The sequence below is a fragment of the uncultured Methanobrevibacter sp. genome (genome assembly GCF_902788255.1).
GTDB lineage: Archaea > Methanobacteriota > Methanobacteria > Methanobacteriales > Methanobacteriaceae > Methanocatella.
The window spans coordinates 946-2,642 of sequence record NZ_CADAJR010000068.1 but is presented as its reverse complement, the minus strand read 5'-3'; the positions used below and the strand labels follow the sequence as shown (position 1 = coordinate 2,642).

The window sequence follows — 1,697 nt, the reverse complement described above, 5'->3', positions numbered from 1 at the left end:
TTTTTGTGTACTTAGATGTTCCAGCAATTCACCCGATTGCCAGTGCAACTTACGCTGCACAAGTGTCTATTGTGTTTAAACACTGTTGCTGGTTCATTGCAATCGTATTAAGTTGATTAGATAAATTACCCTGATTGTTATTCAGTGTCTGGAGGATGTTGGCTTGTGTGTTGCAACGAGAAACTTCTGCTCCAGCAAAGCCAGAGTTAACTGCATTGGAGATACCTGTTAAACTATTGATGATCGCGTTTTGATCAAAACCTCTTTGAATATCAGAAGTTACATAAGCTGTTCCTGCAGCGCCATTTCCGCCGCCGAATCCACCGTATCCATTCCCCCAGCCGCCAGCTAGGATAAGAATGAATAAAAGCAGAACCCAACCGCCATCACCATTGAAAAACCCATCATTGTTACCGTTATTACCATTACCTGTAGCAGCTGCAATATCTGCTAAGGAATATCCATTAGAATTATTAAACATTATTTATTCCTCTTACTTTCCAAAAGACGAGATTAACAGGTTACCTTAATTGGTTTTTAAAATTTGCAAACTCCTTGTCGAAATCTAATCCCCTTTGGGCGGCAAGATTACGCGCTAACATCTCTAATGCTGATATATTTCCGCCTTGCGCTAAATTCATTGCATTATTTAAAATAGGATTATTTTGACTTTTCTGTTGTAGGATATTCATCATAAGTTGTTGAGGATTTTGCCCACCCTTAATCATTTGAATTAATTGTATTGGATTTACATTCATAACCGTTCTCCTTTATCAAAAATTCGTTACTTCTGCTTTACTTTGATTTTGGGAATTACTTTGCACGGGTGCTTGTCCCTGCGAGTTTGCAGGCTGCATTGCCGCCATTAATGTTTGCACAACCTTATTAAATTCTTCTTTTGTTACATATTCAGTCGAATTATAAGGATTTTCATCTTCAATAAAAGCATACGTTTTAAAGGTTGCTGTTCCATCATTATTTACTTGTTTGGTATAGATTTTCCCATTTCCAATATCTGTAAATACCCAAAGGGAACCATCTAAATCAATTTGGTATGCTCTTGCTTCATCTTTTGATGAAACTGGACGACATTTTAAAAATTGATTAGATAACAAATTTTGAGAACCATTCATTCTACCCATATAGTTATCATATGGGGTATTGCTCAATAACATGTTATTGTTCCCATAAGGGAATTGAACTGGAGTTTGCTGAGACATAAAATTCACAGGTGTCTGCTGTTGCAAACCTCCAAGATTAGGATTGTAATTTGCCATTACATTTCCTCCTGTGTGCACATATAAAAAATAAGTTTAAAGTTACAATATACGTATATTATAGGTGGCTGGAAGATTACTATAAGTTGATTATCTTTATCATAATCAGCATGTAATTTTCTATTTTTTACCCCCTACATCTATATATTAAAAATAGCGTTAATAATTTAACCAATTTTGTCCAAAATTTTTTCAAGTTGCGATCAAAAAAGAAAAAATGAGAGATATAAAATCTCTCATTTTTCATAAAAATCTTTTTATATTTTTCCAATACCTTATTAAAATTAGAGTAGCTTTTTATTCCCAGTTAATTTCATTATTAAACTTCTACCAATAGGCATCAAAAATACATATAGCATCAGCTTCATCATCATTAACTGAAAGATGGTATTTATTCTCAACATATTGTATATCTTGCGG

At 34.0% G+C, this 1,697-nt stretch carries 3 protein-coding genes; all 3 read right to left on the bottom strand.

Translation table 11 applies throughout. The annotated features are described in order from the left end of the window. Positions 1–49: 49 nt before the first annotated feature. Genes QZV03_RS11230 through QZV03_RS11220 form a run of 3 tightly spaced genes read right to left on the bottom strand, consistent with a single transcriptional unit; the run spans position 50 to position 1,277 of the window. Positions 50–481: a hypothetical protein gene (locus QZV03_RS11230; protein ID WP_296876818.1), complete on the bottom strand. Its 432-nt coding sequence runs from the start codon at positions 479–481 to the stop codon at positions 50–52. Between the two features lie 40 nt (positions 482–521). Then, the gene (locus tag QZV03_RS11225) at positions 522–758 is read right to left on the bottom strand and encodes a hypothetical protein (RefSeq protein WP_296876816.1); all 237 of its coding nucleotides are present in this window, start codon (positions 756–758) and stop codon (positions 522–524) included. Between the two features lie 15 nt (positions 759–773). Continuing rightward, positions 774–1,277 (bottom strand): hypothetical protein, encoded by a 504-nt coding sequence (locus QZV03_RS11220; RefSeq protein WP_296876814.1) that lies wholly within the window; start codon positions 1,275–1,277, stop codon positions 774–776. Between the last annotated feature and the right edge of the window lie 420 nt (positions 1,278–1,697).